Annotated in this window: 26 protein-coding genes and 4 pseudogenes; 11 read left to right on the top strand and 19 right to left on the bottom strand. The window is 68.4% G+C overall.

The window, feature by feature from the left end; translation table 11 throughout:
• Nucleotides 1-7: 7 nt before the first annotated feature.
• Nucleotides 8-157 (bottom strand): hypothetical protein, encoded by a 150-nt coding sequence (locus tag ACFYNU_RS33845; RefSeq protein WP_356589332.1) that lies wholly within the window; start codon nucleotides 155-157, stop codon nucleotides 8-10.
• Between the two features lie 217 nt (nucleotides 158-374).
• Between ACFYNU_RS33845 and ACFYNU_RS33840 the strand changes: the two genes are divergently transcribed.
• Nucleotides 375-2738: a tetratricopeptide repeat-containing protein gene (locus ACFYNU_RS33840; RefSeq protein WP_356589330.1), complete on the top strand. Its 2364-nt coding sequence runs from the start codon at nucleotides 375-377 to the stop codon at nucleotides 2736-2738.
• Nucleotides 2739-2898: 160 nt separating this feature from the next.
• Here the strand turns inward: ACFYNU_RS33840 and ACFYNU_RS33835 are convergent, their stop codons facing one another.
• On the bottom strand, nucleotides 2899-3111 hold the full coding sequence (locus ACFYNU_RS33835) for a hypothetical protein (protein ID WP_356589328.1): 213 nt from the start codon (nucleotides 3109-3111) through the stop codon (nucleotides 2899-2901).
• Between the two features lie 48 nt (nucleotides 3112-3159).
• Between ACFYNU_RS33835 and ACFYNU_RS33830 the strand changes: the two genes are divergently transcribed.
• The 4 genes and pseudogenes from ACFYNU_RS33830 (at nucleotide 3160) to ACFYNU_RS33815 (ending at nucleotide 5147) form a co-directional block, all read left to right on the top strand.
• Nucleotides 3160-4014, top strand: coding sequence for an SGNH/GDSL hydrolase family protein (locus tag ACFYNU_RS33830; RefSeq protein ID WP_356589326.1), 855 nt, complete (start codon nucleotides 3160-3162; stop codon nucleotides 4012-4014).
• 210 nt (nucleotides 4015-4224) lie between these two features.
• Nucleotides 4225-4361, top strand: a pseudogene (locus ACFYNU_RS33825) (IS5/IS1182 family transposase); the annotation flags it as partial.
• A 370-nt stretch (nucleotides 4362-4731) separates the two neighbouring features.
• On the top strand, nucleotides 4732-4971 hold the full coding sequence (locus tag ACFYNU_RS33820; RefSeq protein ID WP_356589324.1) for a hypothetical protein: 240 nt from the start codon (nucleotides 4732-4734) through the stop codon (nucleotides 4969-4971).
• A complete protein-coding gene (locus ACFYNU_RS33815; RefSeq protein WP_356589322.1) occupies nucleotides 4968-5147 on the top strand; it encodes a hypothetical protein in 180 nt (59 codons plus the stop codon). The genes ACFYNU_RS33820 and ACFYNU_RS33815 overlap by 4 nt, the downstream gene beginning before the upstream one ends.
• A 30-nt stretch (nucleotides 5148-5177) precedes the next feature.
• On the opposite strand, the gene ACFYNU_RS33810 is transcribed toward ACFYNU_RS33815, so the two are convergent.
• The 10 genes from ACFYNU_RS33810 to ACFYNU_RS33765 all read right to left on the bottom strand — a co-directional run bounded on the left by ACFYNU_RS33810 (nucleotide 5178) and on the right by ACFYNU_RS33765 (nucleotide 15461).
• Entirely contained in the window at nucleotides 5178-6692 is a 1515-nt protein-coding gene (locus ACFYNU_RS33810) for an FMN-binding glutamate synthase family protein (RefSeq protein WP_356589320.1), read from the bottom strand.
• 153 nt (nucleotides 6693-6845) lie between these two features.
• A complete protein-coding gene (locus ACFYNU_RS33805) occupies nucleotides 6846-8531 on the bottom strand; it encodes an acetolactate synthase large subunit (protein WP_356589318.1) in 1686 nt (561 codons plus the stop codon).
• Between the two features lie 962 nt (nucleotides 8532-9493).
• Nucleotides 9494-10024, bottom strand: coding sequence for an HNH endonuclease family protein (locus ACFYNU_RS33800; protein WP_388768295.1), 531 nt, complete (start codon nucleotides 10022-10024; stop codon nucleotides 9494-9496).
• Between the two features lie 666 nt (nucleotides 10025-10690).
• On the bottom strand, nucleotides 10691-11539 hold the full coding sequence (locus ACFYNU_RS33795; protein ID WP_356589316.1) for an RHS repeat-associated core domain-containing protein: 849 nt from the start codon (nucleotides 11537-11539) through the stop codon (nucleotides 10691-10693).
• Between the two features lie 279 nt (nucleotides 11540-11818).
• A complete protein-coding gene (locus tag ACFYNU_RS33790; RefSeq protein ID WP_356589314.1) occupies nucleotides 11819-12388 on the bottom strand; it encodes a hypothetical protein in 570 nt (189 codons plus the stop codon).
• A gap of 148 nt (nucleotides 12389-12536) precedes the next feature.
• The gene (locus ACFYNU_RS33785; RefSeq protein ID WP_356589312.1) at nucleotides 12537-12785 is read right to left on the bottom strand and encodes a hypothetical protein; all 249 of its coding nucleotides are present in this window, start codon (nucleotides 12783-12785) and stop codon (nucleotides 12537-12539) included.
• A gap of 388 nt (nucleotides 12786-13173) precedes the next feature.
• Complete coding sequence (locus ACFYNU_RS33780; protein WP_356589310.1) at nucleotides 13174-13800, bottom strand: hypothetical protein; 627 nt, start codon at nucleotides 13798-13800, stop codon at nucleotides 13174-13176.
• Nucleotides 13801-14205: 405 nt separating this feature from the next.
• Nucleotides 14206-14415 (bottom strand): hypothetical protein, encoded by a 210-nt coding sequence (locus ACFYNU_RS33775; RefSeq protein ID WP_356589308.1) that lies wholly within the window; start codon nucleotides 14413-14415, stop codon nucleotides 14206-14208.
• Nucleotides 14416-14424: 9 nt separating this feature from the next.
• Complete coding sequence (locus ACFYNU_RS33770) at nucleotides 14425-14769, bottom strand: right-handed parallel beta-helix repeat-containing protein (RefSeq protein ID WP_356589306.1); 345 nt, start codon at nucleotides 14767-14769, stop codon at nucleotides 14425-14427.
• A 500-nt stretch (nucleotides 14770-15269) separates the two neighbouring features.
• Nucleotides 15270-15461, bottom strand: a complete 192-nt coding sequence (locus ACFYNU_RS33765) for a hypothetical protein (protein ID WP_356589304.1) — start codon at nucleotides 15459-15461, stop codon at nucleotides 15270-15272.
• An 83-nt stretch (nucleotides 15462-15544) separates the two neighbouring features.
• Between ACFYNU_RS33765 and ACFYNU_RS33760 the strand changes: the two are divergent.
• Nucleotides 15545-15715 (top strand): annotated as a pseudogene (locus tag ACFYNU_RS33760) (IS5/IS1182 family transposase); the annotation flags it as partial.
• Complete coding sequence (locus ACFYNU_RS33755) at nucleotides 15676-15897, top strand: hypothetical protein (protein ID WP_388768297.1); 222 nt, start codon at nucleotides 15676-15678, stop codon at nucleotides 15895-15897. The pseudogene ACFYNU_RS33760 and the gene ACFYNU_RS33755, both read left to right, overlap by 40 nt.
• 8 nt (nucleotides 15898-15905) lie before the next feature.
• Here the strand turns inward: ACFYNU_RS33755 and ACFYNU_RS33750 are convergent, their stop codons facing one another.
• Nucleotides 15906-16175: a hypothetical protein gene (locus ACFYNU_RS33750; RefSeq protein WP_388768269.1), complete on the bottom strand. Its 270-nt coding sequence runs from the start codon at nucleotides 16173-16175 to the stop codon at nucleotides 15906-15908.
• Nucleotides 16176-16197: 22 nt separating this feature from the next.
• Nucleotides 16198-16323: pseudogene (locus tag ACFYNU_RS33745) on the bottom strand (IS5/IS1182 family transposase); the annotation flags it as partial.
• Between the two features lie 230 nt (nucleotides 16324-16553).
• On the opposite strand from ACFYNU_RS33745, the gene ACFYNU_RS33740 reads away from it, so the two are divergent.
• Nucleotides 16554-17057, top strand: coding sequence for a DinB family protein (locus ACFYNU_RS33740; RefSeq protein WP_356589302.1), 504 nt, complete (start codon nucleotides 16554-16556; stop codon nucleotides 17055-17057).
• Between the two features lie 15 nt (nucleotides 17058-17072).
• Here the strand turns inward: ACFYNU_RS33740 and ACFYNU_RS33735 are convergent.
• Both ACFYNU_RS33735 and ACFYNU_RS33730 read right to left on the bottom strand, forming a co-directional pair.
• Nucleotides 17073-17613, bottom strand: a pseudogene (locus tag ACFYNU_RS33735) (IS5/IS1182 family transposase); the annotation flags it as partial.
• 111 nt (nucleotides 17614-17724) lie between these two features.
• On the bottom strand, nucleotides 17725-17997 hold the full coding sequence (locus ACFYNU_RS33730) for a hypothetical protein (protein ID WP_356589300.1): 273 nt from the start codon (nucleotides 17995-17997) through the stop codon (nucleotides 17725-17727).
• Nucleotides 17998-18352: 355 nt separating this feature from the next.
• Here ACFYNU_RS33730 and ACFYNU_RS33725 point away from each other — a divergent pair, with 355 nt between their 5' ends.
• Nucleotides 18353-19189 (top strand): alpha/beta hydrolase, encoded by an 837-nt coding sequence (locus ACFYNU_RS33725; protein WP_356589298.1) that lies wholly within the window; start codon nucleotides 18353-18355, stop codon nucleotides 19187-19189.
• 640 nt (nucleotides 19190-19829) lie between these two features.
• On the opposite strand, the gene ACFYNU_RS33720 is transcribed toward ACFYNU_RS33725, so the two are convergent.
• The gene (locus ACFYNU_RS33720; RefSeq protein ID WP_356589296.1) at nucleotides 19830-20267 is read right to left on the bottom strand and encodes a hypothetical protein; all 438 of its coding nucleotides are present in this window, start codon (nucleotides 20265-20267) and stop codon (nucleotides 19830-19832) included.
• A gap of 2803 nt (nucleotides 20268-23070) precedes the next feature.
• On the opposite strand from ACFYNU_RS33720, the gene ACFYNU_RS33715 reads away from it, so the two are divergent.
• Nucleotides 23071-23307: a hypothetical protein gene (locus ACFYNU_RS33715; RefSeq protein WP_356589294.1), complete on the top strand. Its 237-nt coding sequence runs from the start codon at nucleotides 23071-23073 to the stop codon at nucleotides 23305-23307.
• Nucleotides 23308-23319: 12 nt separating this feature from the next.
• Complete coding sequence (locus ACFYNU_RS33710; RefSeq protein WP_356589292.1) at nucleotides 23320-24081, top strand: hypothetical protein; 762 nt, start codon at nucleotides 23320-23322, stop codon at nucleotides 24079-24081.
• 468 nt (nucleotides 24082-24549) lie between these two features.
• Here ACFYNU_RS33710 and ACFYNU_RS33705 read toward each other — a convergent pair whose 3' ends face one another.
• Together ACFYNU_RS33705 and ACFYNU_RS33700 are read right to left on the bottom strand one after the other, a co-directional pair.
• Nucleotides 24550-24822, bottom strand: coding sequence for a hypothetical protein (locus ACFYNU_RS33705; RefSeq protein WP_356589290.1), 273 nt, complete (start codon nucleotides 24820-24822; stop codon nucleotides 24550-24552).
• Between the two features lie 373 nt (nucleotides 24823-25195).
• A complete protein-coding gene (locus tag ACFYNU_RS33700; protein WP_356589288.1) occupies nucleotides 25196-25708 on the bottom strand; it encodes a hypothetical protein in 513 nt (170 codons plus the stop codon).
• Nucleotides 25709-26279: the final 571 nt, after the last annotated feature.

Below are 26279 nucleotides of genomic sequence, written 5' to 3'. Positions count from 1 at the left end.
GCTTGGCCTATTTCAGCAGCGCCGCCGTGTCGATCGACCACCCGTGGTTCGTGAGCATCTTCTGCAGGGATTTGTTGTGCTGAAGGCTGTTGACCATGTCCTCGATGTGCTGGTCGTACTTGTCGGGGAACCGGGTTTTGATGTCGTCGATGTCCACACAGGCGGCAGGGTCAAGCAGCCGCCGTCCGACTGGGATTAACCGGACGGTCAGCGGGGCCGGACTGACCGACACCGGATCACTCGTGAGACACCGCCCCGAAGGCAACATCAACGGAGAGACACAACGCGGTGCTCGGTAGCCAAGTGGTGGCGCTCTGGACGGCGCTGAACTCAGCCTTGAGGATGTGTTCTTCGGAACATCGTGGGGAGGGATCGTGGCAGGTCGCGTCCACTTGTGGATCGCCTACTTCGTGCTCGCCGGGATTGCCGGGCTGGCGGGAGTCGTCGCGGCAATCTGGATGCCGCCGGAGCGAGCTGCCGCAGTCGCGGCGGCGGCAGCAGCGATAACCATGTTGCCCGTCACCCGGGTGTCGGCCCGCATTGACACGGCTACCCGGCAGCGCGAGCTCGTATCAGCCAGCCTCTATGCGGTCAGTGCCGCCGGCCGGCTGCCCCGTGTGCGTGATCTGAATGATCCGATTGCGCTGGGCGTGCACGCCGCCGAGCCCGTCGTCAGGGACGGTGTCACAGACCGCGTGGCGCCGTTCATCCGGCGCGACCGAGAAGCCGACGTACACGCCGCCGTTTCAAGTGGCGGCTTCGTTCTGATCGTCGGCGAGTCCACGGCCGGCAAGACCCGCCTCGCCTACGAGACCTTGCGTGCAGTGTGCCCGGACCACGTGTTCGCCTGTCCCACCCCATCGGGGCTCTTCACCCTCCTGCCCGCAGTGCAGAAGGAGAAGAAGTGCATCGTGTGGCTCGATGACCTTGAACGCTACCTTGGTGCCCAGGGGCTCACTGCCACGCTGCTCGCCCAACTGCTTGGCGACGGCTCACGCGATGTGCTGGTCATATCCACCATGCGAGCCCAGGAGTACCACCAATTCGTCTCTCCTCCCATCGACGTACCCCCAGAAGAGCGGGCACTGCGAGAGCGCACAGCCCGTGAGCTGCTGCAAAGCGCTCGAACCGTCAGAATCGACCGGCGATGGTCAGCGGCCGAACGCGAACGCGCCGCAGAACATGTCGCCGATCCACGGCTCGCCCGGGCGGTTGCCGACGAGCGCTTCGGGATCGCCGAAACCCTCGCCTGTGGCCCGACCATGCTCATGTCCTGGCAGAACTCCTGGGCACCCGGCGGGCATCCACGTGCCGCTGCGATCCTGGCCGCAGCCGTCGACTGCCGGCGGCTGGGCATGCACACCCCCGTGTCGTCCGCTGTCCTGGCGGACTTACACGTCCGCTACCTGGAAGACCGCGGCGGCGACCGACTTCGCCCCGAACCACTCGACGACGCACTCTCCTGGCTTTGCGCTCCCGTCCACGGCGCGACCGGAAGTCTGCTGATCGGCTCCGCTGACGGATATCAAGCGTTCGACTATCTCCTCGATGTGGCTGATCTGCCCCCCGTCCCGACGGGGCTTCCCATCGATTTGGCCTCACGCCTCGACCCCGCCCATGCCCATGACGTTGGATTGGCTGTCGGCCGGCTGAGGCGCTGGGAAGAGGCGCATCAGGTGCACCGTGCTGTTGCCACCGAGCGTGAACGTCTCCTGGGCCCTGACCACCCAGACACCTTCACCAGTCGCTATTGGGTCGGCTTCGCACTCACCCGCACGGGCCGCGCCGCCGACGCGCTGGTCGAATTCGCCCACGTGGCTCATGCGAGAGAGCGAGTGCTCGGCGCTGACGACTCTGACACGCTGGCCGCCCGCCAGGAGATGGCCTACGTCCTGGGCCAGTTGGGCCGCCCCCTCGAAGCGCATCAGATCTATGCGGCTGTGCTCGCTGCCCGCGAGCGTGTGATGGGCGCCGAGCACCCGGATACCCTGCGCTGCCGCCATAATCTCGCCTTCAACCTCGGCCGCATCGGGCGACTGGAGGAGGCGTACCAGATGGCCTTTGAGGTGGCCGCGGCCCGAGCCCGCGTGCTCGGCGCCCTCCACCCCGACACCCTCTTCACCCGCTATGAGGTCGCCTACACACTTGGCAAGTTGGACCGCTGGGACGAAGCGTTGCAGATACATAGAGAGGTCGCCGAGGCCCGTGCCCAGACCCTCGGGTCAGATCATTCAGACACCCTCGCCGCGCGCTACGAGGTCGGAATCAGCCTCGGCCGACTCGGCCGCAGCGGCGAGGCTCTGACGCTTTACCGTGCTTTGATCGACGACCGGACCCGCGTCCACGGCCCCGACCACCCCGAGACCCTCCGCTCCCGGCAGGGCCTCGGAGTCAACCTCGGACGGCTCGGCCGCTGGGAGGAAGCCCTCGCTGAGGCCCGCGAGGTGTGCGACCTCCGCGAGCGGGTCCTCGGCCGTGATCACCCCGATGTGCTGGTCAGCCGCCGCGAGGTCGCCGTCGGCCTTGGCTGGCTGGACCGCTGGGCCGATGCCCTGGTCGAGTACCGGCGCGTGGCCGACGAGCGAGAGTGCGTCCTCGGCTCTGACCACCCCGACGCCCTCGCTAGCCGTGAGGATGAGGCCCACTGTTTGGAGCAGCTCGGCCGCAGCCAGGAGGCGGCCGATCTACGCAACAGGGTGACGGCGTTACGGCAACAGCATGCGTCAAGTGACGGTTGAACTCCCAACCCGCTCCCGCCAGTAGTGATGGGCCTGGAGAGCGGCTGCTGTCCCGAACCATCCACGCCAGACTCATTCGCCGATGCTGCGGCCGCCCCGGACATGTCCGGGGCGGCCGCAGCGACGGTGGCCGCGTCGACGGCGCCGTGCTTGGTGTCCATCAGCTGGCCTCCGCCAGGGTCTCGGTGGGGCGAGGGGAGCGGGATCGGGAACGGGAAGTGCGCTGCGCGAGCACCAAGAGCTCGCAGTTGCGCTTCTGCTGGGCGGGCGTGAGGGGCCGGGCCTTCGCGGTGCCGTGGCGGTGCCAGAGCGGGGAGGCCGGCGGCTCGGGGCAGGCGAGAGCGTGGTCGACGTCGCGGTCGGTGCTGCTCATGGGGACCTCCAGTGGGAGGGGTTCAGGCATGGGTGGCGCGCTTGGTGCGTGCACGCTGGCGGTCGGGCTCGCCCTGGCGGCGGTCGCCCTCGACCCGCGGGCTCCGCCGGCGCGGCTGATCAGTACGAGTGGGCCGCGCTGGGCGACTCGTACACGGCTGGCGGCTTCGTCGGGGACCCGCAGGCCGCACTCGGTGATGCGTCGCGGGACGGCTGCGACCGCACCAGTGACGCCTACCCCGGTCTCGTCGAGCGGGAGCTTGACGAGTTCCCGCCCGGCAAGACGGTGCGCCTGACCAACGTCAGCTGCGGCAACGCCACCATCGACAACATCGCCACGGCCAAGCAGACGCCGGTCAGTCCGGTCCAGTCCCCCGCCGGAGGGTGGAGCACGGTCGACCCGCAGATCACGCGGGCCAACCTGGGCGACCAGACCGACGTCGTCACCATCGGTGTCGGCGGCATGCTCCTCAAGTGCCTCGAACTGGGCGCGAAGACCGGCGAGTCCTGCCGCGAGTACTACACCAACCCGCCTGCCGGGGAGGAGAGCATGCAGGACAAGCTCGCCAGGGTTCAGGACGAGTACGTCGACATGCTGGCCAAGGTGCACGAGGCGGCACCCAACGCCAGGGTGATCACCGTCGGCTACCCGGCCGTCCTGCCGGAGGAGGGCAGTTCCTGCAACCGCCTCTCCCTCACCGAGCTGGGCTCGATCAAGCATGCCGACATCGACTGGCTCCGTGACAACGTCCTCAAGCCGCTCAACAGGACCATCCAGCAGACCACGTCGTTCTTCGGCGACCGCTACGTGGACGTCTACTCCTCCAGCGTGGGCCACGACGCCTGCCAGCCCGCAGACACCAAGTGGGTCGAGGGGATCTGCGGCGACGCCGGGGGCTACTAGCCCGCCAAGCTCCCCGGAACCGCGCTGAACTGCGGCCTCATCAACAAGCGCGTCACCTTGGTCCACCCCAACGGCGCGGGATACGCCAACACCGCCGCACACGTCGAACGAGCCATCCGCATCGCTCTCCTCGACTGACCGACCGCCCATCCGTATCCGTGCCCCGGCCTCCCGCGCGAACCACAGGATGCCGGGGCGCGGCGGCCAGCTGGCCGGCCGCTCGCCGGGAACCGTAACGACTGCAAGGTGTGGGAGGAGTCCGGCGCCAAGTCCGCGGTCGGCGAGCCATCGCGAACGGTGACTATCCGCGCACTGGGCTCGTCATCCCGCACCGCTACGAGCGCGGCCTCGTCGCCGTAGGTGTACGGGGCCGCTCTGGATCGCCCTCGTACTCGTCGACGCACGCGATGGCGTTCCGCCGGTCGGGGACCTGCTGCGGCGGCGCCGGTCGGCGTACAACCGCCAGTGGCCGACCTCGATGACGGCGGCGAAGATGGCGGGACGGTGCATGCTGCAGTGCTCTTGATCTCACACGTGGGTGATGGGGATGTCCGGGGCGGCCAGCCTTATTGCCGATGCTGCGGCCGTCCCGGACATGTCGTCGGCCCCGGCTATCTGGCCGGGGCCGCGCCGTGTGGCAGGTGTTTTCGTCAGCGGTCGACGACGGGGCGGTGCAGGTCGCGGTGGCTCGGCTTCGACTAGCTGCTGGCGCTGCAGATGGGTGGCGGTGCTGCTGTCGCCTGGCGGGCGAAAGCGGACCCGGAGCTGGCGTTCGTCCTGCTGCGGCTTGCCGAGGACATCGTCGGGCGCGCCACGGCCGTGGACGGGGAGGCAGAGCTGTCCGCGGACTCCTTCGCGCTGGACGAGGTCGGGTGCGCGCTGCTGTCCGTGGTGCGGGACTCCCCCGTCACGGCGGTGCCGGGGGCATCGCCCGCAGCATCATCCGGTTCACCGTGAACGTGATCCCGGACCCCGGGAACCCGGACACCGCCGACACCCTGGAGGCGATGTGCGATGAGCACCTGGTGCTCGCGCACTCGGTGCACTCCGCACCCGGTGCACACCGAGTCCATCCGGTGCGCACCGCGATGCGCACCACCGTCCACTCGGTGGGCGTGCTGCGCAGGGCATGACGGTTGGAGACAGGTGGCCGAGTAGCTGGCTCAGATGGTGAGCAGTTCGGCGATCTCATGGGCGAGCTCCGGGCCGAGCGAGCCCCAGCCATCCTTGTAGCCGTACACACTCCCCAAGCTGCGGGCGTCGTAGTCGCCGTTCAGGATGTCTATGTCGGTGGGGGTGATGAGCGACGGGTGGGGCACACCGACGGCGCCCGAGACCTTCAGCAACTCCCTGCGCAGGGTGCGCAGGTACATCGCGGCCCGGATGCCCTTCGAGGGCGCGTCGATGCCGCGCGCCAGCCACGGGTTCTGGGTGGCGACGCCGGTGGGGCACTTGTCGGTGTGGCACTTCTGGGCCTGGATGCAGCCGATGGACAGCATCGCCTCACGGCCCACGTTGATCATGTCGACGCCGAGGGCGAACGCGACGACGGCGTTCTCGGGCAGGCCGAGCTTGCCGGAGCCGATGAAGGTGATGTCGTCGGTCAGGCCCCGCTCGGCGAACACGCCGTAGACGCGGGAGAAGCCCACGCGGAACGGCAAGGACACCGAGTCGGCGAAGATCAGGGGAGCCGCCCCGGTGCCGCCCTCGCCACCGTCGACGGTCACGAAGTCGACCCCTCGCTCGCCCCGCTCCATCAGGGTGGCGAGTTCCTCCCAGAAGTCCATCTCCCCGATGGCGCTCTTGATCCCGACAGGCAATCCGGTCTCCGTGGCCAACAGTTCCACGAAGTCGAGCATCGAGTCCACGTCGTGGAACGCGGTGTGCCGCGACGGCGAAGCGCAGTCCTTGCCTGCGGGAATGTCGCGGATCCCGGCAATCTCGTCGGTCACCTTTGCGCCCGGCAGCATGCCGCCGAGCCCCGGCTTCGCGCCCTGCGAGAGCTTGATCTCGATCGCCTTGACAGGCACGCCCGCGACCATGGACTTGAGCTTGTCGAGGTTGAACGTCCCGTCCTCGTTGCGGCAGCCGAAGTACGACGTACCGATCTGGAGGACGAGGTCCCCGCCGTTGAGGTGGTAGGGCGACAGGCCGCCCTCGCCGGTGTTCTGCATCGTCCCGGCCAGCGCCGCGCCCTTGTTGAGCGCCGTGACGGCCGCGCCGGACAGCGAGCCGAAGCTCATCGCCGAGATGTTGATGACGCTCGCCGGGCGGAACGCCTTCGCGCGGCCGCGCGGTCCGCCGAGCACCTTGGCCGAGGGCAACGCCGCCTGCGGGTCGCTCAGATCGGGCAGCGCACCGGCGAACGTACGCTGCTTCACGTATGCATGACCCTGCACGTGCTCGATGTCGTTGTCGGTGCCGAACCCGAAGTAATTGTTCTCCCCCTTCGCCGACGCGTAGATCCAGCTGCGCTGGTCACGGCTGAAGGGACGCTCCTCGTCGTTGGACGTCACGATGTACTGCCGTAGCTCGGGGCCGATCGTCTCCAGCACATACCTGGCGTGCCCCACCAGGGGGAAGTTCCTCAGCAGCGCGTGCTTCTTCTGCACGAGGTCGCGGGCGGCCACCAGCGCCAGCCCCGTGGCGGCTGCCGCACCTATAGTCCGAGCACGCATGACAAAAGTTCCCCTCCTCAACTGGCCGAACCTCACGGTGGCCATCTACCCCGCGCCGCGGAAATGCCACGCGATGCCGCAGACCCGAGGGCACCGCCCCCGCGGGTGGGCCGCCGCGCGGCCCGTACGGGGGTCGGGCCGCGCCGCGGGCGGTCAGAGCGCCGAGTCGAGGTGCCCGAGGTGCTCGATGAGGTTCATGTTCTCGGCGTAGTCCACCGGGCAGTTGATGATCGACACGCCCGGGTCCGCCAGTGCCTCACGGAGCGTCGGCAGCAGGTCCCCAGCGGACTCGATCTCGTAGCCCTTCGCGCCGAAGCTGCGGGCGTACTGGACGATGTCCGGGTTGCCGAAGTCGGTGTTGGAGTGTTCCCCGACCTCCAGGTCCATCTTCCACTTGATGAGCCCGTAGCCGTTGTCCTCCCAGATCAGCACGGTCAGCGGGATGTTCTCGCGAACCGCCGTCTCGATCTCCTGGGAGTGCATGAGGAACGAGCCGTCGCCGACCGCCGCCAGCACCTTCGTCTGCGGCCTGGCGAGCTGAACCGCGAGCGCGCCGGGCAGCGAGAAGCCCATGGTGGACAAGCCGTTGGAGATGAGGCAGGTGTTCGGCGCGTACGTCGGGTAGAGCCGGGCCATCCACATCTTCAGCGCGCCGGTGTCGACCAGCACGATGTCGTCGCGACCGAGCGCGGCGCGGGTGTCGGCGATGACGCGCTGCGGGGCGAGCGGGTAGCGCTCGTCCGCGGCGCCCTGCTCGAGTTCCTTGGCCAGCAGCGTGCGGGTGGCCCTGGTGTCCTCGTCGTCGATGGTCCAGCGCAGGCCGTCGAGTTCGGTGGCGAGGGCGTCGAGGGAGGCGGAGATGTCGCCGATGATGCCGACGTCGACCGAGTAGCTGTCGTCCACCTCCGCCGGGAAGCGGTGGATGTGGACGATCTTCTTGTCACCGTCCGGGTTTATCCGGGACGGGTCGAACTCCTGCAGCTCGTAGCCGACGGCGATGACAACGTCGGCCTCCTCGAACCCGAAGTTGGTGTAGTCGCGCCGCATGAAGCCGAACGTGCCGGTCGCGCACGGGTGGTCGTCGGGCAGGACGCCCTTGCCGTGGAAGGTGGTCGCCGTCGACACGTCGAGTGCGGTGGCGAACGCCGCCAGCGACTCCTCGGCGCCGCCGCGCGCCGCGCCGTGTCCGGCGAGGATCACCGGCCGGCGGGCCTCCCGCAGCAGCTCCACCGCCCGCTCGATCTGCTTCGGGGACGGTGCCTCGGGCTGCACGACGTTCCTGTGCAGCGGGCGCAGGTTCGAGCCGTCCGTCGCCTCGTCGACGTCCTCGGGCACGGCGAGGTAGACGGCGCCGGGCCGCTCGGACTCCGCGGTCTTGAACGCGCGCCGCACCATCTCGGGGATGGCCCGGGTAGCCGGGACCTCCGCCGACCACTTCGTGACCGGGGCGAACATGCTCACCAGGTCCACGAACTGGTGGGACTCCTTGTAGTTGCGCTCCTTGCCGACCTGCGCGGTGATCGCGACAACGGGCGTGCTGTTCGTCATAGCGTCGGCGACGCCCAGCATCAGGTTGATCGCGCCGGGCCCCAGCGTCGCGGACATCACACCCGCCGAGCCGGTGAGCCGGCCGTGCATCTCCGCCATGAAAGACGCGGCCTGCTCGTGCCGGGTGAGGACGTAGCGGATCTTCTCCGAGCGGGCGAGGGCGTTGGTGAAACGGATGTTCTCCTCGCCGGGCACGCCGAACACCACCTCGACGCCCTCGTTCTCCAGGCAGCGAACCAGGAGTTCGGCCGCTCCGTCGGGGGTCTGCTTCCGGTGCTCGGCGTCGCTCACGCTGATCGTGTCCTCTCCTGAGTTTGGCCGTGCCGATGGGCGGGCCGGTCAGCCGTCTACCCCGGCCGGCCGCCCGGACGCCTGCGGACCGGGGCTACGAGAAGCTCAGTTGGACCCTGGGGGCGCGCCGTCCGGGCCTTCGGCGCCGCCCGACGGGGCTGGTACAGGCGGCGCCGCGCGCCCTCGGAAGGGGGCAGCAGGGTCGATGCCGTACTCGGCGGCCAGGTACGCCCTTCGCGTCCCGCCCAAATCTGATCCACAGGTCTTGAGTGCCTGACGCTGTCGGGGATCGACGAAAGGACCGAGCTGTGAGGCATTCGCGACCTGCTCGTGGAGCTTCTGGAAATCGCACTCTCTGGTCAGCGGCGTAGCCCCGATCTACGAGCCTCGGGGCGACGTCGGGCTGCGGGTGGAGATCGGCGGACTCGGCTTCGAGGTCTGGGTCGAACCTGCCTAGTGCTGCGCCGCGGAAGTTCTGCCGATGGGCATCGGCTCGTTGACCGGGCATGGTTCTTGATCCTGATGATCGTGGCGTGCTGTTGGAGCGGGTGCGTGCGCATACTGTCCGGCCTGGCGGATCGCGGAGATCGTCTGGGTGGATGTCTCCACGGTGGTGCGGTGGCGCGACCGATATGCCTAAGAGGGGTTGGTCGGGTTGGAGGACCGGCCCCGCTCGGGCCGACCGCCCGTGTGCGGGCCGGAGGTACGGCTGCGGGTCGTCGCGACGGCACCAGTACACCGCCCCACCCCCCTACGACGGCTGGTCGCACCGGCTGATCGCCGAGCACCTTGCGGACACCGGCATCTCCGCCTCCCAGGCCGGGCGCATCCTCGCCGCGCTCCAGGTCAAGCCGCACCGGGTCCGCGGCTGGCTGACCCGGCCCGCCGACAACGTCCTCAGCTCCTCGCCGGCCGCCGCGATTCACCGCCGCGGCAGGCGAGGAGCCCCAGGACAGTCCCGGTCAGCAGCCGTTGAGGACGGACGTCAGCGCGCTCTTCTCCGTCGAGTCGACGCTGAGGCCGTAGCAGTGCTTCACCTGCACCCAGGCGCGGGCGTAGGTGCACTTGTAGGCGGTACGCGAGGGCCACCAGGTGCCGGGGTCCTGGTCGCCCTTGGATTGGTTCACGTTGTCGGTGACCGCGATGAGTTGGGGGCGGGTGCGGTCGTTGGCGAACTGCTCCCGCTTCGCCGCCGTCCAGCCGTACGCGCCGGACCCCCAGGCCTCAGAGAGCGGCACCAGGTGGTCGATGTCCACGTCCGAGGCCGCTGACCACGTCGCACCGTCGTACGGCGAATACCAACTGCCCGACGTGGCCGCGCAGGAGGAACTGGTGACGACGCTCGCGCCGTCGCGCTTGAGGATCGTCTCTCTGGTGTCACACGTGCCGCTGATCGTGATCCAGTGCCCTGCTGGGTCGGGACAGCTTTCTTGCACGGCTACAGACCCTAGAAAGGGAGATGTGCGGACCAGGTCGGGTTGCCAGCCGGGCAGATGCGCGGGGCCGTGCGGTGGCGCGGCAGAGGGTGGTGGGCGGCGTGAGCGTGCTGGGCGTCCTGGCCCTGTGGGGCGTCGAGGCCGACTGAGAACAGTTCCCGATGGTCCTGGAGGTATCGGAACCGGTTGCCGCCCGGCTCCGAAACCATGACGAAGGCGGCGCGCCTGTTTCCGGCGGGATTCGGCTGCCTTCATCGTGCCCACCGCCTCAGTGTGCCCGACGCTGTCGGAGTCGTTGGATGGTGCCCGGTCCGTCGATCACATTGCGCTCTTCGCCGCTAACTAGACAATCCTGCCGACCAGACCGCGCCCACTGGTCAGCAGCTGGCGGCTGAACTCGGCCCTGTCGACGGCCTCCTCTGCGCTCGAGCCGTACGGAAAGCGGCGGGGACATGATCGGCCTCGCGTGCGCCCGCAGGTCGCTGCGTAGATCAGGTGTAGTTGCGAAGCCGCAAATTCGACGCTGCCAGACGAGGGGTCTGGGTCATGTTGCGGTCCAGGACCCTCCTGATAGTCGCAAACAGGTTCAGGGACGTCGCCTCTTCGCAATTACGACAGCGGCCAAGCCGATGAAGAAGATGACGCCCAGAACGATGGTCAGTATCGCGTTACCTGAGCTGGCACCGCCAGCAGCGATCACGAAATGCAATGGTATACAGCTCCTTAGTCGTTTATGGCCTTGTTTGCTCCGTACCCGAGAGCCGCATACCCCGCGTCCACACCGGTCGCTGTTCGGCCGGCCACCGCGCTGCCCTTGGCGAGGGCTTTCGCACCGCCAGCTACTCCCATGGTGAAAGTGCTGACGACGGCGACGCCCGCTATCTCAGAACCGAAAGCGCCGCTCACAACTGCACCCGCGATATCTGTACCAGCCGCCGCGAGCCCTAGGCCGATTCCGAGAGGCCCAGAGGCCGCCACCGCACCAATAGCCAGCCCGATGCCAGCTACGTCGAGTGCACCGGAGAGGCTGAAAAGCCCTGTCGGGTCGGTGTTGTTGATGGGGTCGCCGTTCGCGTAGAGGTAGGGGTTGGTGTCCTGGCCGGAGGGGTCGGGCTGGGTGAAGCGGCCGAGGTTGTGGTCGTAGTAGCGGGCGCCCATTTTGTAGAGGCCCGTGGGATCGGCGCAGGCGCCGGCGAAGCGGTAGGGCTGGATAGTCGTAGAGATCACGGCCGACGACGAGACGGAGCCGGTGACCGTGAAGCTGGGCGTATGGCTCACCAACGCCAAGACCAGACGCCACAAACTCACCCCCGAACAGCTGGACGCGCTGCGGAAGTTGGGAGCGGAGTGGGCATAAAAGCCGGGGCCGGGACCTCCCTGCGCCAGGGTCATCCGTGTGGTCGGCAGGATGGCGCGGTGGGCCTCGGCCAGGGCGCGGGCCCGCGGGGTGAGGATGCCGAGATCCACGTCCTCCTCGAAGGCGTAGAGCTTGCGCCGGCGTACTGCTCCGGTGTCCCCACCGGGGCCGACGGTACGGGCGTCACGGCCCTTGCGCAGCGTGATGGTGGTCATCAGTACGTGCCCTTCAGTCACGCGATCGGCACTGGTTTCCGTAATGTGTTCGACTGCGAGGGCGTCGGCCTGCGTGACGACGGGGCCGGTCGGCTAGGCGCTCGTCAGACCTCCAGGGTGGGCAGCGTGCCGGTGGCCCGCAGGTGCCGGACGGGCCGCCGCGGCCTCGCCGAAGGCGCGGCGGATCTCCTCGGCGCCTTCCCACCCTCGCGGTCGACCTGCACCGTGAATTGGATGGTCTGCCGGGCGGCGTCGGCGTGTGGGCGAGCTGACGGGCAGTCAGTGTTCCCTGGCATCTGTGAGCACGTCGATGCTGGTGATCTTCATGTCGTTGAACTGCACCAGCACGCCGCGTCCTGTCAGGGCGGAGGCGTCGCGGTCCGCGAGGCGGAGTGTCCAGCGCCGGCCACTGCCGAAGGTCAGCGCAGGGCGGATCAGCGCCGTATCGGCGGGCAGTGCGAGCCAGTCCACAGCGGTGACGCGCGCGTGCGCGCCCAACTCGGCCCAGCGTCGCAGCGTCCGGGCGACGAAGTAGACGTCGGGCGGCAGCTCTCCCGGGGCCGCCATCAGGCTGACGGTCAACGGTTCGTCAGCCCCGACCGGCCGACAGCCGCGGATCGACCAGCGGCGATGCTGCCCGGGAGCCGGAACCTCGGCGAACGTGCCCACCTCGGGGACGACCAATTCCGGGGGCATGCCGGCGAGCATCTGGCCCAGTTGGCGGGCCACCTCACTCGCTGTCCAGCTCGCCACCATGCGTTCCGGTGTTGTGTGGTGCAGCTCGGCGAGCGCGAGCAGTCCGCGCCAGGTGGCGTCGTCCGGGCTGATCCGCAGGTCGGGTCGACTCATCGCCCCATGGTGGCAGAGCGTCGCCACCGGGGGCTTCGGACAGCCCGGCCCCGCGCGAGGGGTCGGCGGCGGTCCACTCGTTCCGCGATCCAGCCCCGGACCGCCCGCAGGATCTGCATCTGCCGCTCCGTCGGCACGCTGCTCCCGCTCATCCCGCCACGCGTCTGTCCGCCGAATCACCACCCGCCGCCGCTACGGCAGCGGCGGCGCGCAGCGCGGGGCGGGCCGCCGGGCGGGAGACCAGACAGGGGTGCTGGTGCAGGCGGGAGGAGAGCCGCAGCAGCCGTCGGCGGAGCAGGGTGTGGTCGGTCGGGCGGCACACGGCGAGGGCCTGGTAGGTGGCGGTCCAGGCGCGCTGGGTGCGGACAAGGTCGTCGGGGAAAGGTCGGGCACTCATCCCCTCATTCGATCACGTGTTCTATTTTTCTGTCACGCAGGACACCAGGTCATCCGGGTTCCCTGGTGCCGCTCGTACGGGTCAGCTACGAGACTCCGCAGGAGGGCCTGCGCGGACCCGTCATGGAGCTCACCTTCGACCTCGGCTAGGGATTCATGCCACCGGAGTACGAAGCCACCCATCGCGGCAAGATCGACGACCTCATCGACCATCTCGAACGGGCGGCGGGCGCCTCCTCCCCGGCGGGCAGCTCCCGCGTGTTTCGTGCGGCGGATCCACCCAGTACGCCCCGTGCACGGAGCTGCTGAACGGACTCCAGTCCGCCCGGCCGGCACAACGAAGCACCGTCGAGATCGGCTTCCGCCGCGCAGGGCGTGCCGCCCCTTCCTCAGTAGAGCCTGTTCACGGCTGTCCTGGTGGTCTCCTTGAAGGCGTCGACGGGCGGGTCGCCCCAGTTGCTCTCCCAGCTCACGATCGTCACGGTGTCACCGTCGCGGCCGACCGAGACGAGCTGATTCCTGTAGCCCCAACCGCTCTGGAAGCCCGTGCCGTAGACACGGGCGCCCTCCTCGACGTCGATCCACCCGTGGTCCCAGGACGTCACGGGTCGGTCCGGCTGTTCCTGCTCCATGCGTGCCTCGCAGCCGGTGATCGCCGCCTCGGCCTGGGCGGCGAAGGTGACGGCCCCGGCTTCCGTCGGCAGCACCACGGACACCTGCGAGCCCGCCGCCGTCTCCGGCGTGCTGTAGGCGGCGTTCCAGACGTTCGCTTCGGGCAGGACGAGCGTCTCCCCGCAGAGTGGCCAGTGCGGTCCTTCGGAGGGGCCGCCCGCCCCGTACCACGTGGAGAAGGGGTCGGGCGGCATGTCCGACGGCTCCAGGAAGCCCGGCATGTCGGCCGCCGCGGCTTCCTCCGACGCCTCCGCGGCCGGTGCGGGCACCGTCCCCAGCACCGCCGCCGCGACGACGGCGGCCCCCGCCGCGATACCTCTGGCCGTACGACGTGTGTGTCCCATCGCGCTTCCCCCCGCGTGCCGACGCGGCGCCCGCCTCTCGGGCACCGCCGATGCCCTGATCATGCGGGGCGGCTCCGACGGGATCACCTGGTGGACATGAAATGGCTTGATGCACGCATAAGTTGGGCCAAATAGCGCCCCCGCCCCGCTGGTGCCGTCCTCCACCGCGCGACTGCCTTCACCACAGGTGGCGTGACGGAGCCGACGGTCCCGCCCGGCACGTGACGGGGAGGTGGAGCGCCCGGCCGAGGTGCTGCGCACGGCCGGCTGGAGGGTCGAGGCTGACGCGACACAGCCCGGGTGGTGGACGGCGTACCCGCCGGCGGAACCAGCCGCGGCCCCTGGGTCCCGCACGGTGCGTCCGGTCCCATGGTCAGAGGGGCGACCACAGACCGACCACTACTTTCAGGGCGGATCGCCCTGCCAGTCCCACCGCTGCGGATCGCCCACCCAGGAGTCGCCGGAGTTCTGCCCCGTGATGCCGGTGCCGTTGAAGGTGTTGCCGCGGACTACTCCGTCGTTCGTGCCCTCCTTGATGTCGATTCCCTCAGCGGCCACGTTGGGCCCGATGCGGTTGTCGAGTACGTGGATGCGGTCCGACGCGTCCACGCCCATGGAGTCGGCTTAGCACGTGAAGTTGGACTTGGAGGAGCCGAGGTAGACCCCTTCGCCGTAGCCAGGCTGCACCAGTCCTGTGTTCTGGATCGTGGAGTTGCGGATCACCCCGTCGGCGGAGGAACGTCGGAAGTGGACCCCTTCCTCGTCTATGTCACGGACGTCCAGGCCGTCGATGGTGACGTTGGGGGCGGTGTCGAGTACGACACCCTTCTTCGACTCGCTGACACTGAAACCCTTCAGATTCCAGTGTGCGGCCTTGAACAGCCACAGGCCGTACCCGGAGTCGTAACCGGCGGCCGGGGCCGGGCAGTTGCCCGAGGGCTCTCCGGCCGGCCCGTCGTTGATGAGCACTGCACCACGTGGTCCGGTCAAGGTGATCGGGGCAGAGGCGCTGCCGGAGCGCTCCGTGACGAAGGATCCCCGGCAGGTGCCGGCAGCGAGGTTATGGTCCGGCCGGGCTTCGCGGCCGCGAGCGAGGACTTGAGCTGCTCGGCGGTGGACACGTTGACCGCCGGGCCGTCGGACGGCGGGGCGGTGGGAGGGGCTATCGGGGTGGTGCCGCCATCGGCGTACGCCTCGACCTCGAACAGCGAATAGCCGTAGTCGGTGGCGCGCTTCGTCGCATAGACACGCAGGTGGCGTCCTGTGCCGGAGCGTCACGTCGTCGGTTCCGCCGTCACCGACCGTGGTGCTGTACACCTGGCGCCAGGAGCTGCCGTTGTCGGGACGGGTGCGTCACGCTCTACGCCGTTTCTCCCCCGAACCGCTGGCCGACGGTTTCCTAAGGGCTGTCCCGCCATTGACGACCAGCCGTTACGGGGCAGTCCGCGGGCTCGTATGCGAGTCGGGGCTCACCTGCCGCCCGACTTGATCCATGGCCATTTGACGGTACAGACCACGACGGGCGCGACGAGCATGGCCAGCAGCCACAAGCCCACGCGCGCTGGAGAGTAGACGTAGTGGCGCCACTGCTCTGGCAGGGGCGCCGGCGCGAGTAGGAGCGCGATCAGTGCGGCCCATGTGACCAGCACTGCTGCTGCCATGCGTGCTGCTGCCACCTCTGTCCGCCCCCTCGACGGCTGCTCGTCTTTGGATCGAATGATAGGGCGGCTGAGATGATCTTGGCGTGGCTGCTGTGATCACAGCGTCGGAGCCGTCCTGGATAACTCCGTTCACCGGGCTCAGCCCGCGCACTTTCGGGAAGCTGGTGACGGTTCTGCGGCGCGAGGATGCGGACGCGGTCCGTAGGGGGCGGCCGTGGAGCCTTCCGCTGGAGGACCGGACTCTGGTGGGTGCGACCTCCACGCACTCGCCGCAGGCATCGACCGTGACCGTAATGCAGTCATCGCCGGACTCACGCTGCCGTGGAGCTCCGGGGTCGTCGAAGACCACGTCAACCGGATCAGGATGCTCAAACGCCAGATGTTCGGCCGGGCCGGCTCCGCTCTCCTGCGCAAACGCGTCCTGCTCTACTCGTGAAGCACAGGTCAGACCGCATCATCAAGGAGCCCGAAGCCCTCCGGGAACCCTTCCAGGAACTCCCGCCGCGCGAGGTCGGACTCGGCTTCGGCCATCGTCCCGAGCAGGTCGATCAACTCGTACCGCTGGTCGCTCGACAGCTTGCTGACCAGGTGGGCGACGCCCTCCAGGACCTTGAGGGCGTCGTCCGGATCCATCTGCTCGTCTTCACTGCCCTCGATGAACCACAGGACGTCGACCAAGGCCTCGGCCAGGGCGTGGGTCAGAGACGCGTACACGGGCAGCGACACCACCGGCCCAATGCCGACGTTTCTTGGACTGCCCGGCGATCGTGTGATCGCGAGTTGGCACCAGGGCGCCGTCGACGATGAGCACGGTGTCTCTCGCGAACCGCTTGCTGGGCTGGAGCGCGTACATCGGCCCGAGGCGTAGTGCTCTCGGCGGCGCCAGGAGCTGAACACTATGCGGTGCGCCTCCGCCACCGTCAGCGTGCCGGCACCGGCGAGGGCGGCGCTCAGCGCCCGGCCGGCAGAGCACCGGGCTCTGTCCTGCGGATCATCCCGGGCGGACCGCTGGACAGAAGGCTGGGTGGAGCAGGTCGGGGCCTCCACGAAATGCCTCGACACCGGGCGTGGTGATCGGGGACGCTTCGCGCGATGACCAGAATCGATGACACACCGCCCGCGTGGGACGAGCGCAGCCAGCTCACCACGTTTCTCGACTACGCGCGAGGCACCGCCCGCGCCAAATGTGAAGGCGTCTCCGAGGAGAACGCACACAAATCGCTCCTGCCGGGCTCACCGCTGATGACCATGAGCGGAGTGATCAACCACCTGCGCTGGGTTGAGTACTACTGGTTCCAGGTTGTCTTCCTCGGCGAGGAAGACCTGGCACCCATGACAGATGAGGACCCTGACCGCGAGATGCGTATCGCCGTCGATTTCCCGCTCGCGCAACTGCTCGATGAGTACACCGAGCAGAGCGCCCGCTACCGCGAACTGGTAGCCGGGCACCGCCTGGGCGAGCAGGCCCAGCGAGCCATCCGCAACGGTCTCCTCGTCGACCTGCGCTGGATCCTGCACCACCTCACCGAGGAGACGGCCCGCCACAACGGCCATCTGGACATCCTGCGCGAGATGCTCGACGGCACAACCGGCTAGCAGACCCGGCAGAGATCACGGGCGGAGCCAGAGCCAGAGCCAGAGCCGGAGCCGGATCGAGGCGACAGCGCCGTGGAAGATGTGGCCGCGCTTGTCGAACCGCGTGGCCACGGCCCGGAAGCTCTGCAACGTGTTGATCGTCCGCTCAACTGCGTTCCTTCGCCGGTAGATCGTCTTGTCGAAGCCTGCGGGCCGGCCGTCCTCACCACGTGCCAGGCGGTTGGCCCCGGTGGTCCTTCGGCTCGGGAATGGTGCGCTTGATCTGACGCAGGCGCAGGTGGCGACGGTTGCGACGCGAGGAGTACGCCTGTTATCGCCGAGACAGGCGGGCGCGGGTGCCCGCCGCCAGGCCGGCCAACGCGGATGCGTTCCATCACCGATACGAGCTGCGGAGCGCCGCCCCATTGGACCGGCGGATGGCGTCCGTCCTCCCCCCGGCCAGGTGGGTCTCCCCCGGCACTCGTGGCGCTTTCCTACGAACCCCGGCTGCGTGCTGATGAGCCCGGCAGGGCCCGGTCTGCGGGACGCACGTCACTCCACCGTCGCCGCGCGATGCGGCGGCTGTCGTCCATCGCCTGGATCTGCCCGGTTCCTCCGGTGATACCGCCGGGGGCTGAGCTCGGAAGCCGGCCGTCGTTCCGTGGCGGTTCGTCTTCTCTTCCGGTGTTCAGGCGGAGGGGGTCAGTTTTTTGGCGGTACTGCAGTGGGCTGTCCTCTGGTGCCGCCATAGCTGAACCACCGTCAGTCCGAGAAGCAGGGTGAACACCACCACCAGGGCGGCGGCGATCTCCGATTGCCGGCCGCTGTTCACCCGGCCGGACTGCAGGAGCAGACCCAGTACGGACAGCATCACGCCGACCAGGTACACAGAGCGGACGCGGCGCAGTTGCCGTACCGCGCGGGGAGCAAGGGCTACTTGTACACGCTTCACCATGGCCATACCGGCCCGGTACCCCCGACCGATCCAAGCAGGCATCGAAACGCCCGTCCGCAGGGTTGGGGCGGGGAACAGGGCGGAATCTGCATGCCCTGCCGGCCGGACGGCCGAAGCAGACTGACCGGAGACGGTGTTGCTCTGCTCATTCCTCCCGCCGGACCGCACAACTCGCCAGCGTGAGCGACAGCCGTCTCCGGCCATGTCCGCGGTCCTGCGTGAGGGGTTTGTTTCCCTCCGAGAGGTGAGGGCTTCGGCGTCGAGCGCCCGGCACACCGATGAGTTCTCTGCGCTGCGGAGGTCCTATCGGCAGTAACGCTCAACACAGCAGCGCGGCCCTACGTGAACCGGAGAGATGAAGATGTCAACAGAGCGAGAGCAGTCGGCCAGAGCAGACGCCCATGTCGTCTCCGCCGACGGCACCGAGATTGCATTCGAGCAGTCGGGCCGCGGGCCGGCGATCATCCTGGTTGCCTCGGCGCTGGCAGACCGCTCCGACACGACCAAACTCGCGGCTCTTCTCGCCCAGCACTTCACTGTGATCAACTACGACCGGCGTGGGAGGGGCGCCAGCGGTGACGCCGACGCCTACGCTCCCGACCGCGAGATTGAGGACATCGCCGCGTTGGTCGAACACGTCGGCGGTTCGGCGTCGCTGTTCGGCTCGTCCTCCGGAGCGGTCCTCGCCCTGCGCGCGGCTGCTGCCGGAGTCAACGTCGACCAATTGGCTCTGTATGAGCCGCCGTTCGTGGTCGCCGAAGGCGACGACGGGCCGCCCTCGGATCTCGCGCAGCAGATCACCGTGCTGCTTACGGCAGGCCGGCACAGCGACGCGGTCAAGTACTTCATGACCAGGGTGCAGGGCATGCCCGGCATCGCGGTGTTCTTCATGAAACTCATGCCGAAGATGTGGGCAAACCTCACCAAGCTGGCCAGTACTCTGCCCTACGACATCGCAGTTATGGGTGATACCCAGCAGGGCAAGCCGCTCGATGCCGAGGAGTGGAAGGGGGTGGCCGTACGCACCCGTGTGCTGACCGGCGGCAAGAGCCCGGCCGCGTTCAGGCGCGCTGCCCTCGCCGTCACCGAGATCCTGCCGCAGGCCGACCACCGCACCCTGCCCGGACTCAACCACGGCGCTGTCGTCATGGCGCCGAAGAAAATCGCCCCGCAGATCACCGAGTTCATCAAGGGATGAGCTTGTCGTTCGAGCGGCCCGGCGGTGCTTGGTACCCCTCCTGGTACTCGGCACGGGGCGCGGCCCACTCCAACTGACCGCCGACCCTCGGGCGGCCACAACTGGGACAGCCCGAGAAACGGCAGTTGGCCTTGTCATCCAACGACCGGCGTCGATCGCAACTCGCACTTGATCAGCGTTCTTCGCACTTCAGCGGACATGTCGGCGGCCTTCCTCTGATCCTGTTCTCCGTCACAGAGTGGATCAGCGCGAAGGCCGTGGGCGTGCGTTTGGTGCATCGGGGCGTCCTGCGGGATGCGTTCGTGGAAGTGTCACCCTTTCGGTCGGAGCTGTACGCATGCCTGACTGCGCGGGGCGACGGTGAAGTCGGCCTGCGCGGCGGCCTCGACGGCTTCGGGATACGCCTGGCCTTCTCGTGTTCCGCGAGGGCGCGGTAGACACCGCCGACGGAGGGACCGAGTCCCTTGCGTCTGCCGGTCGGGATGACCAGGCCGGGCCGAATCCTCTCCGCGGACTCGCCGAGTGCGCGGCACAGGAGGCGGTGTGCAGCATGTCCTCGGTGCGCAGGCGTCACGCCGGACAGACTGCGGCACCGTCCTACCTCGCGAGGGCACATGCGGCAGGTGGTCCGCATGGGGTCTCACGCCACGTGCAGGTGCCGACCTCGGCGCGGAGGCACCTCGTCCTTCGTGGCGGGCGGTTCCGGCACGGCCTGGAGGGGGGCCGTCTCGGGGGAATCCCCGGGCTTGCGGTTCAGCTTCGATCTGAGGCTGTTGAGCTTGCTCTCGGCGTGCGGCATGGCCTTCACGGCGACGGCACCGACCGCGACGGCGGCGACGGTGGCGACGACGCCGATCAGCATGCCTTCCTGACGGCCTTTCTCCCTCGCCGCAGCCCTGATCTCACCGAGTTCGGCGTCGGCCGGGTAGAGCACGGCGTGTCCAGCGAGCACGTTAGCGGCGTCCCGCAGGAGGGCGCTGATCCCCCCGGGACTGCTCGAATCCGAGAGGCTCGTCCCAGCCGGGCGTTCCACCACGAACACGTCTCGGATGGTCCCGGTCTCTTCGTCGTAGGCCATGGGAGAACTGTAGGGGCATCACCTTTACCGGGACGGGACATGCGGCAGATACCCCTTGGCCGAGGTGCTCTTCTGCCGGCGGCGCTGCCGCACCACAACCTCGGACATGCGAGAAGAGGACCTCTACACCGAGCAGTACTTCGGCGACGAGCAGCAATCCGTCGCCGATGCACCGCAGTGGGAGTAGCAGGCGTTGCCGCCGACGAGGCCGGACGTGCGGTACCGGAACCCGGTACCTGGACTCCATAAGGGTGAAGGTACTGCTGGGCGACTACTTCGACACCGGCCGTCTGCCGCCCGCGGAGGTCGTCGCGGCGGTACGGCACCAGTCGTGGAGGGACCTGGAGTACAAGGGGGGTTCGCTCGACGTCGTCGGTGGCTATCACCGGACGCCGGAGGATCGCCTTGCGGAGCCTTTCAGCGGGCGTCGTGCACTGCTGGCCACTCGGTGGCCGCCGGTGGAGCGGCGCCCTCGGCGATCCTGATAGGCCGCCAGGAACGCGGGGGAGCTCGTGCAGTACGGCGCGCTCGGCAGCAGTTGGGCGCGCGAAGCTCTGTATCCGTGACGGGCTTGGGGTTGTGGGTTCCACGGTCAGAGCCTTGGCGGGTCGTGTTGGCCTTCGGCCTTCTGAGGCCCGCTGGTAACGCGACGGGCCGCACGACTGTCTTGGTGTACACGTGGCCCTGTGTCCGGCCCCCGGCACCCACGTCTCCGTTCGTCCGAAGCCGGGTGGTCGGCGGGGGCGCCAGGTGCGGATCTCCAGGTGTGTGATGTAGGCGTCTTGGTGGATGCGGCCGGTCGCGACGAGCCACTGGTGAACGGCTGCGGTGACGTCACCGCCTGCGGCGTCCACGCGGCGGCCGAGGTCAGTAGCGTCGAAGCCTCCGGTGGTGGAGGAGCCGTAGGAGCGTTCCCTGTCGCGAGAGGCGATGAGCATCAGACACTGTTCGCCTCGGTGGCCTGACCCGCCCCCATCAGGAGCGGGCTCGACGGCGGCGCGGTGGACGCGAGCCGTCCAGGCAGATCCTCGGGCGCCACAGCACCTGAGTTCACCGGCTGCCCCGGCGGCGTGAAGCGCAGCTCCCATCAGCGATGTCCCAGGCCTTCCGCCCTGAGGGCGAATGCCAGAACGGTCTGGCGAAGCAGGTACTCGGGCCGGAACCTGCCCCGGACAGCACCTGCCCCCGGCGGGTGGAGTGCTGGCCGGGGGGCGGCGGGAGTCCGTGGCAAACAGCGCCCCTGCCCGCCATGGCCCAGCAAGCGCGATCGCCTCCGGCCGTCGGATGCGGCTTCAGCACGTGCGCCGGGTCCGGCCGGAAGAAGAGGAACCGGCGGGCGACCGAAGCGAGTGGTTCTCCTTTCCAGACGCCCCCCATGCGTCCGGCGGTCTCGCGAACCCACACAGAAGGCTGTGGTATCCCCGAAACCGCCGGAATCTGCGCAGGTTCGCTGCGCAGTGACATGCTTCGCTGCAACGAGGCATGCCTGTGTCCCCTGTTTGTGTCGAGTAGCAACGGCCGGGGAGACCGTGATCATGTCCGCGTCATAAATCAGCGGATGCGGGAGTCTTTTCCTTGGTGGCGACCGGCGTCAAGGAGCCGGAACAGCTCTGGCCTGGACGCGGCTCGAAGGCCGGGCCTCATCCCCACGGCCGGGCGCGCAGGAGCGGCCGGGCGCCCCGAATGTGCGACGCCTGTCGCCGGACCGCTCCGCCGGGGAACCCGGCGTCGTATGCGCCCGGTATGGCACGGGCGGCCGGCCGAACCTGCGGAGTGAGGGAATGCCGTTTCCGGCAGGGCCTCCGCCGGCGCTTTCCGCGCTCTTCGTCGGGCCGACGGTCTGCAGATGGCGACCGGCTTCCCGTGGAGCGGTCCGCCCGGCAGCCTCCGGGCGCCGGGGGGCCGGCCCCCCCTGACGGGGACGAGGAAACATTGGCGGGTTACATCCGTGCTGGCGCGGCTGACCGGGGCAAGACTGTGCTCGGCGGCGCCCTGGCTCCGCGGGGGCGCCGTCTTGTGCAGAAACGCGTGCGCGGTCACGGCCAGGTTCCGGTTCTGTCCGGCCTGCCGGACCGCCGGAGCAGGCAGGTGCCACGGGACCCGTGCCGGGTCCGTGTCACTGCGGTACCGCGCATCAGGCGGCCGGTGCACCTGCCTGCGGTATACGGGAAGGAGGGGGCCATCAGGAGAGCTGCCGCAGTTTTCCGTCGTGAAACCTCCGGGCCAGGCCGGGGCGGCGGCGGACATGGAAGGGACCCCACGGGCCGAGGAGAGCAAGCCGTGGTGCATGGCCTCGTGAAGAAGCTCCCTCACATGCGCCGGCTTGTCGCTACGAGGCGGAGGGAATCCCTCGGCGTCCGTGAGAACGATCATCCAACTCAGGCTTTCCTGCGCTGCCATGCCGATCCCCTCCCTCGCTCTTTTTGCCCCGGGCGCACTTCTCCTCAGGGGTTCTCCGTCTGCCCGGCCTTGAGAAAGTTCCCAACGCCCTGCTCTGGTTGTCCCCAGAGAATTGCGGTTTCATCCGCCTCGCACAAGCGGTGCGAGTAGACAGTTGTCGGACTTCTACTCCTGCCGCGGAAACAGCCACCCGGCCTGCACCCCGCCTGCCTGCAGGTTTTTCCCTGACGGGCAGTAACCACAAGTAGGACAGTATGAAACAGCCCTGCCGGTAACGCCTTTACGTCCTCAAGAGGAGGGCAGAAAGCTGGGCATCAGGCTCTGGGTCACCCCGCTCTGCAAGGCTGGAGGACCGTCGTACGCGGAGCCTCGTGTCGAGTAGCAACGACCGAGGAGATCACAAATGAAGAAGAGGCACGGATCCGCACACGCCTGTGTGCAGGACCCGGTCAAGGCCGGCAGCGTTCAGCTGCCGGCCCCGGCCGTCGTCATCGTCATCGTCGTACTGCTTCTGACCGCCGCCATGGTGGTCGCAGGGCAGACTCCGGAGACGATCATCGCGACGCTCACCGTCGGCGGCCTGGCGGCCGTCGAACTCATCCGCCGCACGGCCGGCGTCTTCACAGGCCGCAGGGCGTAAGGGGGAGGCATCGTGAGGGGCAACAGTGCCCTCGCGAAGCCGAACCCCGTCGACGAGCTGGCGCAGTGGCTAGGGTCGCTGCGCCAGCTGTCGGGGTTGAGCTACCGCGAGATGGCCTTACGAGCAACGACAGATCCGTCCAACCCGTTTCCTCACATGCGGTTCTACTACGCCGACAAGGGCCGCAGTCTTCCTTCGTGGCAGGTGGTCCTGGCCTACGTGCGTGTATGCGACGGGGAGGAACGCCGTGCCGAGCGGCTGTGGAAGAGGGCCCGGACCGCCACCGCACCGCCCGACAGCCCCGGCGCCGGCGCCGGGCGGCGGCGCGTACTCGCACCCTCGTTCATCCGTGAACCCATCGAACTGCTCGACGCCATGCACGAGATGCGGTTCACGCACGGCAACAAGCCTCTTCGTGTACTCGCCGAACAAGCAGGGGTCGGGCGTCTCCCTCGCAGCACTCTCGGCGCGGTTCTCGCCGGGAAACGCATGCCGTCCAAGGATCTCTTCATGGCCTTCGTGCAGGTGTGCGGGAACGTGCAGCCCGGAACGCGGAAAGCCAGCCTATGGGAGGGGGCCTGGACCCGCGCCGACGCCACCCATCGAGGAGTGCCCGCAGACGCCGCACCCTCCGCTCCGCTGCCGCCCGCGAAGGAACAAGGCAGCCGGCCGCTCTCGGAGGTGAGGCCGTGGCGGACACGGGCAGCCAGCCTCTGCCAAGGTCTCAGAAGCCCTCGTTCACAGAAAGGCATCAACCGCCCGCGGATGCCCTGACCATCGGAACGCGGGCCAGGCCCTTTCCTGACTGCCGCACCTCACCGTCCCGGCGGAACGAAAGCCCTGAGCCATACACCTTCTGAAGCCCGGACCAGGCCGGGACCGCCGGGGCCCGTCACCACCAGGTGCCGGGCTCCGGCCGTACACCGAAGCGGACGCGTCCGGCCGTCCCTCCCCCGCTGCGATCCGGTACCCGCCGTCGGCTGCCCGGTATCTGGCAGGGGCCGCAGCGGATCCGGGTGACGGCGTGCTCAACCACTGGGTCTCCTTCCCGGACTACGAGCTGCCGCGTTCGGTGATACGCGGCAGTCGGTGTTGGTTATCGCGGACAGCCTTGCGCTGATCACCAGATGAGCTCAAAAGGCTCGGCCTCGCACTCACAGTGACCTCCTGGGCATGAGGGTCGAGGACGTCGCGGGCGGCTGCCGTGGTCTCGTGCCGATGGCACCGTTCGCGCCGCCGGACTCAGAAGGGTGCGGGGCCGCTGCCCAGCACGCCCATCGCGATCTGGCCGGATGTCAGCCTGCCCTCCAGCACGAAGCGCCCTTCCCGCCCGTTCGGGAGACGCATGACGGCGGTGTCCGAGGTAAGGACCTTGAACATGTCGGTGTCTTCGTATTCGGACAGGTGACCGCTCCAGGACTTCGCCCCGCCCCGGTCGGTGACAGACAAGTCGGCTTGCATCGTGGCTTCCACGTCACCGGCCACAACGGTCACAGGTCCCTGATAGGTCGTCATGCACCCAGTGTGAGGCCTGGGAGCGACAACGATCGCTGGCACAGGGCGAACCGTAAGGTGATCACAGACGCACGTACGGGCAGGACCGGCGGGTACGGTCAGGAGGCGTCTTCTCATTCACCGGTTGTGGAGCGTGTCGCCGGAGCGGAAGCGGACTCGCTGCCGGGCGGCACCACGGTTGTCCTGTCGTACCGAAGCTTGATCGGTCTCACCGAAGCTTGAGTGATCGTGCGCCGGGCTCCGATCACACCAGGCCAGTGTTCACTGATTCCGCTTTCCTGGCGTGAACGGGCCGGACACGGGGGCTACGCATTTGTCGATGACGGTCTTCTCACCGGCTGCCGAGCCCTCCAAGCAGAGCCGTCCGCCCTTGTCACGCAGGTCGAGGAAGAACCGCGTGGTCGCACCCGACCGTCAGGTCGTGGATGCGCCCGTCGACGTAGCCGAGGTCGTTCAGGATCGTCCTGACCTTGGCAGGGGTGGGATCCACCAGGTCCCAGAGCGCCTGCGCGATAAGCTCCTCGTGGAGGTTGCTCGCGCACCAGTCGCGAGCGTTCAACTCCACTTCCAGCCCTGCGGTGGGGACGGTGGGCTCAACGTCCGGCGGTGTCTCCACCGCACCGGGGGGTGCCTGCGCCGGACTGCTCGGCGCCGCCTCTGGCGGGGCGCTCGGGAGACACGACTGCTCGACGCTGTCCAGTATCTCCGTGAGGCCGGGCTGGACCTCGGCGGTTCCAGCGGGGTCGCTCCGCAGTCCGTCGGTACCTGTCTTCTCGGCACCGCAGGCGGCGAGAACCAGAACGACAAAGGCCGTAGTAACGTGCGTGTGCCGTGGGCGGCGCGAGAAGCGGGCATCCATGCCAGTCAGGGCAGAGGTTCGTCTCATGCGCCAAGTCTGTGATCAAGCCACCCACCCTGCACGTGAGTACTCGTACTCACGTGCGTAGGAGCACTCACTCAAAACTTCGGTGAGACCGATCAAAGTTCAGTGAGACAGGACCAACGGTGCTCGTCGGGTCCGTCCCGGCCTTCATCTGCGAAGGCATAAACCGGCTCAGCACCGATCAGCCGGCCACTGCCAGGCCGAACGCGGTGTGCGAGCGCACCGACGGATGCGGCGTCGGCTTCGGTGGGGCAACAGCACCGTGCGCCCGGGTGTTTGGGTCGAAGCCCCCTCATCTGTCCGCCGGAAAGCGGAACCGTTCCACTCTCCCGAGGGAACGTTCACCTCGCTTGTTGAGAAGTAACGTTTCTCCGCCCTAGGAGAAGTGAGGCAAAAGGCCTCTTCAGGAGCAGAGAAGAGGAAGACCGTGATGCGCGAAGTTCTCGAGTACATGGCAGCGGGTGCGGGAGTGGTATCCGCAGTGTGCGCCGTGGCGAGGTACTGGTCCCCTTCTCGCCGCAGGAACCGGCGCGGGGAGAACGTACAGGTGCCGGACCTCACAGAGCGGTGGGAC

This window comes from Streptomyces sp. NPDC006643 (genome assembly GCF_042870175.1).
Taxonomy (GTDB): Bacteria; Actinomycetota; Actinomycetes; order Streptomycetales; family Streptomycetaceae; genus Streptomyces.
Note: the sequence above shows the minus strand (reverse complement) of the source record. Positions and strands in the feature narration are given on the sequence as shown.

Bases quoted from the DNA above. Each gene is read 5' to 3' on its own strand.
- ACFYNU_RS33780 (WP_356589310.1), bottom strand. From the start codon at position 13,800: ATGGGACACACACGTCGTACGGCCAGAGGTATCGCGGCGGGGGCCGCC.
- ACFYNU_RS33700 (WP_356589288.1), bottom strand. From the start codon at position 25,708: ATGAGACGAACCTCTGCCCTGACTGGCATGGATGCCCGCTTCTCGCGC.
- ACFYNU_RS33820 (WP_356589324.1), top strand. From the start codon at position 4,732: ATGGGTGGCGGTGCTGCTGTCGCCTGGCGGGCGAAAGCGGACCCGGAG.
- ACFYNU_RS33795 (WP_356589316.1), bottom strand. From the start codon at position 11,539: ATGACCACCATCACGCTGCGCAAGGGCCGTGACGCCCGTACCGTCGGC.
- ACFYNU_RS33715 (WP_356589294.1), top strand. From the start codon at position 23,071: ATGAAGAAGAGGCACGGATCCGCACACGCCTGTGTGCAGGACCCGGTC.
- ACFYNU_RS33765 (WP_356589304.1), bottom strand. From the start codon at position 15,461: ATGGCAGCAGCAGTGCTGGTCACATGGGCCGCACTGATCGCGCTCCTA.
- ACFYNU_RS33725 (WP_356589298.1), top strand. From the start codon at position 18,353: ATGTCAACAGAGCGAGAGCAGTCGGCCAGAGCAGACGCCCATGTCGTC.
- ACFYNU_RS33775 (WP_356589308.1), bottom strand. From the start codon at position 14,415: ATGGGCGTGGACGCGTCGGACCGCATCCACGTACTCGACAACCGCATC.
- ACFYNU_RS33730 (WP_356589300.1), bottom strand. From the start codon at position 17,997: ATGGCCATGGTGAAGCGTGTACAAGTAGCCCTTGCTCCCCGCGCGGTA.
- ACFYNU_RS33720 (WP_356589296.1), bottom strand. From the start codon at position 20,267: ATGGCCTACGACGAAGAGACCGGGACCATCCGAGACGTGTTCGTGGTG.
- ACFYNU_RS33740 (WP_356589302.1), top strand. From the start codon at position 16,554: ATGACCAGAATCGATGACACACCGCCCGCGTGGGACGAGCGCAGCCAG.
- ACFYNU_RS33785 (WP_356589312.1), bottom strand. From the start codon at position 12,785: ATGAGTGCCCGACCTTTCCCCGACGACCTTGTCCGCACCCAGCGCGCC.
- ACFYNU_RS33790 (WP_356589314.1), bottom strand. From the start codon at position 12,388: ATGAGTCGACCCGACCTGCGGATCAGCCCGGACGACGCCACCTGGCGC.
- ACFYNU_RS33810 (WP_356589320.1), bottom strand. From the start codon at position 6,692: ATGCGTGCTCGGACTATAGGTGCGGCAGCCGCCACGGGGCTGGCGCTG.
- ACFYNU_RS33835 (WP_356589328.1), bottom strand. From the start codon at position 3,111: ATGAGCAGCACCGACCGCGACGTCGACCACGCTCTCGCCTGCCCCGAG.
- ACFYNU_RS33705 (WP_356589290.1), bottom strand. From the start codon at position 24,822: ATGACGACCTATCAGGGACCTGTGACCGTTGTGGCCGGTGACGTGGAA.